General features: G+C 47.3%; 4 protein-coding genes and 1 CRISPR repeat array. All 4 genes read left to right on the top strand.

Annotation, left to right across the window (positions count from 1 at the left end; genetic code table 11):
* The first annotated feature begins 242 nt into the window (after nt 1-242).
* The 4 genes from M0Q40_05200 (at nt 243) to nuoE (ending at nt 6,554) form a co-directional block, all read left to right on the top strand.
* Nucleotides 243-884, top strand: coding sequence for a redox-sensing transcriptional repressor Rex (locus tag M0Q40_05200; protein MCK9222009.1), 642 nt, complete (start codon nt 243-245; stop codon nt 882-884).
* 72 nt (nt 885-956) lie between these two features.
* Nucleotides 957-1,712, top strand: coding sequence for a ubiquinone/menaquinone biosynthesis methyltransferase (locus M0Q40_05195; GenBank protein ID MCK9222008.1), 756 nt, complete (start codon nt 957-959; stop codon nt 1,710-1,712).
* Nucleotides 1,713-1,928: 216 nt separating this feature from the next.
* Nucleotides 1,929-2,987, top strand: a complete 1,059-nt coding sequence (locus tag M0Q40_05190) for a 4Fe-4S dicluster domain-containing protein (GenBank protein MCK9222007.1) — start codon at nt 1,929-1,931, stop codon at nt 2,985-2,987.
* A 423-nt stretch (nt 2,988-3,410) separates the two neighbouring features.
* Nucleotides 3,411-5,811: direct repeats of the CRISPR family, unit length 30 nt; unit sequence GTTTTGGATCTTCCTATGAGGGATGGAAAC.
* Between the two features lie 347 nt (nt 5,812-6,158).
* Nucleotides 6,159-6,554 carry an NADH-quinone oxidoreductase subunit NuoE gene (gene nuoE / locus M0Q40_05185; GenBank protein ID MCK9222006.1) on the top strand — a complete coding sequence of 132 codons (396 nt, stop codon included), beginning with the start codon at nt 6,159-6,161 and terminating at the stop codon, nt 6,552-6,554.

The raw sequence follows: 6,554 nt of genomic DNA, 5'->3' as shown, positions 1-6,554 counted from the left end.
CTGATCATATTCTTCTGCTATGCGAAAATGCCGTATTCATGGGATCGTCTTGGGGTAAACACATTTTTGCCCCAAGAGCAAATCCCGTTACAATGCCTACTTCCAAACATCGCAAATAGCTCGGATCCGAAAGAGGAATTGGGACTATAGAAAGAGAAAGTAAGCGATTAATTACTAAGTCTTAATATGTCATACCCCGGTAGGGGCAGCATATAATTAGACATCCCGAGGGAGGTTTTATGATGCGGATGAAAAAGATTTCTGATGCTGTTGTACGGCGGCTACCGCTATACATGCGGGTTTTAGATGAATATAGTAAGACTGTGGATACCCCGCTGATCTCCTCCCAGGAACTTGGGGATCGCGCCGGGGTAAGCCCGTCTTTAGTGAGGAAGGATCTTGCTTGGTTTGGTGAGTTCGGGAAACAAGGAGTTGGCTACGATGTAGAGTTTCTCCGGAATCGGCTGCAAGTGATCCTAAACTTGGATCGTGAGGTTGCCGTTGCCTTGGTAGGGGTTGGTAGCTTAGGCCTTGCTTTAACCCGTTATGTTCACCGACGTTACAACGATGAGGATCATTTCAATTTGCATGTTGTTGCCCTATTCGACAATGATCCCAACAAAATCGGGGCCAATGTAGATGGTATTGTTATCGATTCCTTGGACAAAATACCAGAGAGGGTTCGCAGACATGATATTCGGATGGGGTTAATCACCGTACCTGCCCCAAGTGCCCAAGCAGTAGCAGATCTGCTGGTTGCCGCAGGGATCAAGGCGATCCTCAACTTCGCACCGATTAAGGTCACTGTACCAGAGGATGTTCATGTAACCAGTACCGACCTAAGTTTGGAGATGCAACGCTTGGCCTATTATTCTAGTCAGTAACGGTAGCGAACAGATTGTCGGAAGGGGGGAAACCAAGAGGGTGCGGCCTGATCCCAATCTTGGTGGTATTGTTTGAAAGATGGTTCTCTAGATGATCGGTGGCGGAGGGTAGCCTTAAGCACCAGTGGAAACAGAAGCGATGATGTGCACCGACTGTTTTCTAACATAGTCAATGAGTACGACTTCCTAAACAGGCTCTTGACCTTTGGTTTCGATGGCTATCTCCGCCGTCAAGCCGTAATTGCCGCAGGAATTCAAAAGGGCTCTATTGTTGTTGATGCCGGTACCGGTACCGGGGAACTGGCTCTTAGGGCTGTCAGACATGTTGGCAGCGAAGGGATGGTCTATGGAGTTGACTTTTGTGCACCAATGCTTGATCTGGCTCGAGAGAAGGCAAGACAACGGAGAGTGGAACGCCAAGTACACTTTGCAGTAGAAGACGTGCGCACCTTTTCCTTTCCTGACGGATTTGCTGAACGCGTCTTGATGGGTTTTGCCCTGCGCAATGTTCCCGAGATTGAGACTGTCCTAGGTGAGGTCCGTCGTATCCTCAAGCCCCGAGGCCGCTTTGTTTGTCTGGAGGTATTCCAGCCAGAGGGAAGCTTGCTTTCACCTTTCGTTCGTTTCTACTTACACCAGATTGTCCCTCGGGTGGCTGGTTTGTTTGCTCCTGGGGGTGAATATACCTATCTACCCAATTCACTCACCTCATTTCCCAGCATCAATACTCTCCTAGGGATGTTTGAAAAGGTTGGATTCGGCCCACCCTTTGCCCAGGTATTCCTCGGAGGCACCTTTGGTATTCTATGTGCAGAGGTCACAGACTAATGCCCCTGACTTGCAATTAAGCAGCCACATGATATATTAGACATTAGGAAATCCAATCTTGTTCGGACCGCTACTTCATATGGGTATTTCTGTGATTAAGTGTAACACCTCAGGAAATCCTTGCTTGGGTTGAACGTCTGTAGATAAAGTTGAGGGGATCTAGACTCAAAAACAGTCAATCTCTCCAGGCAAATGTGCTACAAAGGAGGGTACGCCTTGGTTAGAAAAAGGGCAGCCGGTTACCTTTGTTTTCGTCCACAGCAATGTCTGATCAATAGACATACGGGATACGACTGCGCTGCCTGTGCAGATTCATGTCCTACAGGAGCAATTAGCTTAAAGCATGGCATTAACATTGCTACCGACAAATGTACCGGTTGTGGCGTATGTGTTAATACTTGTCCGACTGAAGTATTTCATTTAGCTGATGTGTCCTATGAACAGTGGCTGAACGATGCATTAAAAAAGACAAAGGACCAATCCAAGCTGCGGATTGTTTGTGAACGGGCTACATCAACAGCTACTGATCTGGTTGTTCCCTGTATAGGATGGCTGAATGAATGTCTTTTGGTTGCATTGGGGATCTTGCACCCTGCAGGCTATCTTGAGATTGACACCAGTCCCTGCCGCACCTGTAGACAAAACAAAAACGTCAAAATAGTGAAAAAGAACATACAGTGTGCTCGGCAGATCCTCAAAGGTGTACGTAAGCCATTTAAGATTAGACTCTGTGATAAGTCCAACACACCAACGATCCCCAGGGTCCGGCGGCAGTTTAAGGGCTTTGCCCGCAAACTAAAGGGAAAACTCCAGATCCTACGCCAGGACGATAGGCAATCGGTGGTAGAAAAACGGGATATTCTGGCTAGAGCCCTGTCTGAGACGAAGATTGTTAGTCGTGTTTCGCTATCCTGGCACAACTATGGTAATATTAAATTGCTGAGTGAATACTGTAATGGATGTGGCTTCTGTGCGCGTATCTGTCCTACCCATGCCCTTAATCTAATAACTGCAAAGAAGGAAGTCTCTCTACAATTTGATGTGTATAGGTGTATCAACTGTGGGTTGTGCACCGAGCTATGTCCTGAGGAGGTCATTAAGCTTAGAGCCGGTAACACAGGGCAGTTCAGGCATGCAAGTCCCAAGACCTTAGCTAGATTTCGTATGGCTAACTGCATCTACTGTGATCGGTCAATTACGGTACCCATCAACTGTGAGGCGGTGTGTCCAACATGCGCACGGCACCGGGAATTGGCTGAAGGCTACTTAATCTAGGAACATAGACACTACACGTCCATTGATAACGCACTTATATATTGTTAAAAGTTGAAGGAAGCCATCTCCAGTATAAACCAGAGATAGCTTCCAGCATTGAATCCCAATACAAGTAGACCACCGATATCAACAAACACGGATGTATAACAACTCAGAGTAATAACCACTTGAAGAGGCTCGGCACTTATACAATTGACAATACCGTCCTTCATGGACTATCCTGTTATTAAGAGAACCAACTGGATTGTTCGGCATACCGCGTCGACCTCCAGTAGCGCGAAAACCCCGGGGGATCGACGCGCTTTACAGATTCACACAGAAACCTGGATTTCCGCAGTACGATGGGAGTAATGCTAAATTGGTCGATCTGCTACTGCATAGACACACGCGTACTCGCAACAAGGAAATCCCAGTGTAACAAGGGTTTTGGATCTTCCTATGAGGGATGGAAACGTCTCAACGGGCTTGAGTACCTCATGACCACAGATGGTTTTGGATCTTCCTATGAGGGATGGAAACATGCCTCTCCTACATGAGGAATTTGATGGGTCTTTGTTTTGGATCTTCCTATGAGGGATGGAAACCCCCATATCTGATAGTGCTGATAATGCGCTTTGCCGTTTTGGATCTTCCTATGAGGGATGGAAACCTCCACAGTTGCACTTTAGTATGGGATCACTCTATTAGTTTTGGATCTTCCTATGAGGGATGGAAACACGGGGTTCGATCTTGAAATCAAACCTCTTCGGCGGTTTTGGATCTTCCTATGAGGGATGGAAACTCCTGAACTCTTATGGTATGGCAGCAGACCAAGCAGGTTTTGGATCTTCCTATGAGGGATGGAAACTTCCTCTGTGGAGACCCGAGCATAGAGGGCAGTAATGTTTTGGATCTTCCTATGAGGGATGGAAACCAAGCACGGACAGCATAGCAAGTGCGACGATAGACGTTTTGGATCTTCCTATGAGGGATGGAAACTTTCCATCTGTTTAGCGAAAGCTGTTTCCGTCGCACCGTTTTGGATCTTCCTATGAGGGATGGAAACTTCAGTGCCTCATTCAAATAGAATCGGAGTTTTGGGAGTTTTGGATCTTCCTATGAGGGATGGAAACCGAATTGGGCACGAACAATAGCGATCGAGAATGATGGTTTTGGATCTTCCTATGAGGGATGGAAACTTCTCAATATAGCCCAGGTCATCAGCTAGCTTCGTGGTTTTGGATCTTCCTATGAGGGATGGAAACTGCTGTAGGTCACCCCATGACGCAACGGGGGAGCCGTTTTGGATCTTCCTATGAGGGATGGAAACAGTATGCAAGGGATTTAATGAAGCAAGGGAAGCTACGTTTTGGATCTTCCTATGAGGGATGGAAACATTAATTTGTATAATCTTCCCCCGTCCTCATCATCGTTTTGGATCTTCCTATGAGGGATGGAAACCCATGCATCGAGGTGGGGCAAACGTTGGGCTGTCTTGTTTTGGATCTTCCTATGAGGGATGGAAACGTGGCAACATTGAGGCTATTTCTACGCTGTTCCCTGTTTTGGATCTTCCTATGAGGGATGGAAACCTTCAACACCTTAATAAGCTTTTTGCCAAGGGGAAGTTTTGGATCTTCCTATGAGGGATGGAAACATATCAAGGGTTCTAATGCCTTAAGGGAAGCCACGTTTTGGATCTTCCTATGAGGGATGGAAACGGCGATGGGAAATGCAGTGACAAGGCAAGACGCAAAGTTTTGGATCTTCCTATGAGGGATGGAAACGACAAGGCCAGGTCGAGGGACCGCATCGACCCGGCGGCGTTTTGGATCTTCCTATGAGGGATGGAAACGATGAAAGCCACAAGATCAAGAATCGAACTACGAAACGTTTTGGATCTTCCTATGAGGGATGGAAACGTCAAGCAACGCCACCACATCACAGTCATCGTACGGGTTTTGGATCTTCCTATGAGGGATGGAAACGTTTCTCGCTGCACTAGGATCGGATTGGTGAACCGTTTTGGATCTTCCTATGAGGGATGGAAACTACCTCCACTCCTCCTCCGCGAGGACGGCCTGGAGTTTTGGATCTTCCTATGAGGGATGGAAACTTCCACGGGACAGGTGCGGATAATGGCGACAAAGCAGTTTTGGATCTTCCTATGAGGGATGGAAACCCAAATGGCACGGTGGTGTTCTGGGGCCCGATGGTAGTTTTGGATCTTCCTATGAGGGATGGAAACGTATTCCCACCGGCCCAGTGTTTCGAACACAAATAATGTTTTGGATCTTCCTATGAGGGATGGAAACGTAGCCCTGTACACGTTAATCTTCTTGGTGTCTCCTGTTTTGGATCTTCCTATGAGGGATGGAAACACAAATGGTCCGGTGGTGTTCTGGGGCCCGATGGTGTTTTGGATCTTCCTATGAGGGATGGAAACTTAATGCGGAGTTGGCAAAGGTTAGCGCCACCTTCGAGTTTTGGATCTTCCTATGAGGGATGGAAACTGCTTTATTCAGTCCTAATATGTCAATTTCCGCCACGTTTTGGATCTTCCTATGAGGGATGGAAACATGTAAGGGGGTGCGTAACGTGTGAAAGAGGTTAGGTGTTTTGGATCTTCCTATGAGGGATGGAAACCCGGGTCACTCGTAAGCGTCATAAAGGCGGTCCAGGTTTTGGATCTTCCTATGAGGGATGGAAACTCGAGAAGACGTACCCGGTCCACTGTACCGACTGGATGTTTTGGATCTTCCTATGAGGGATGGAAACCCCTTGTGCGATAGATCAGCGTTCCGTCGAGGGCTATGTTTTGGATCTTCCTATGAGGGATGGAAACATCCCTAGGCTCGAAAATCAGTTGACTGAAAAAATCCTTTATAGTATACTCAAACGTGGGAGAGAGATAGATTACTCGTGTTGTGGCTTTTCTTTGTGAATGTGTTCACAAGCACAAAGAACGCTTTCCTCTATTTCTGTTGAATACAACATAGGCGAGCTGGCTACGGGTGACATGCAGGACAGCTCAGTTTTTTGAAAGTCAAAAATCCTGTTAATGGTGGGAGATGAAGGGGAGGAATCTTGGTGAGTACTACTCAGTGTCAATGCGGTGGGGTGACCACCGATCCGCGGATTACGGAGATCCTAAGCAAGTATCCCAGCAAAGAGTCGGCGAATCTGATCCCGATGCTACAAGAGGTTCAAGAAAAGTATGGGTACTTGCCGCGAAAAGCCCTCGTGGCGGCAGCAAAGCACACAGGGCTATCAACGGCTGAGGTTTATGGTGTTGCGACCTTTTACAATCAGTTTCGATTTAAGCCGCTAGGTAAGTACACAATCAGTGTTTGCTGTGGTACCGCATGTCATGTGCGTGGGGCTGCTGAAATCTTGCAGACTCTGGAATCAGAATTGGATATACATCCTGGAGAAACCACGGAGGATGGATTATTTACGCTCGAAACAGTAGCCTGTCTGGGTGCATGCAGTATGGCGCCTGTTGTGATGGTCAACGGAGAATTCCATGGCAAGCTGACGCCAAAATCTGTACTGAAGATGCTCAATCTGTACAGGAAAAAGGGGTAG

The organism is Limnochordia bacterium (assembly GCA_023230925.1).
Taxonomy (GTDB): domain Bacteria; phylum Bacillota; class Limnochordia; order DUMW01; family DUMW01; genus JALNWK01.
The sequence above is the reverse complement of the archived record's forward strand: the minus strand, read 5'-3'. Positions and strand labels throughout refer to the sequence as shown.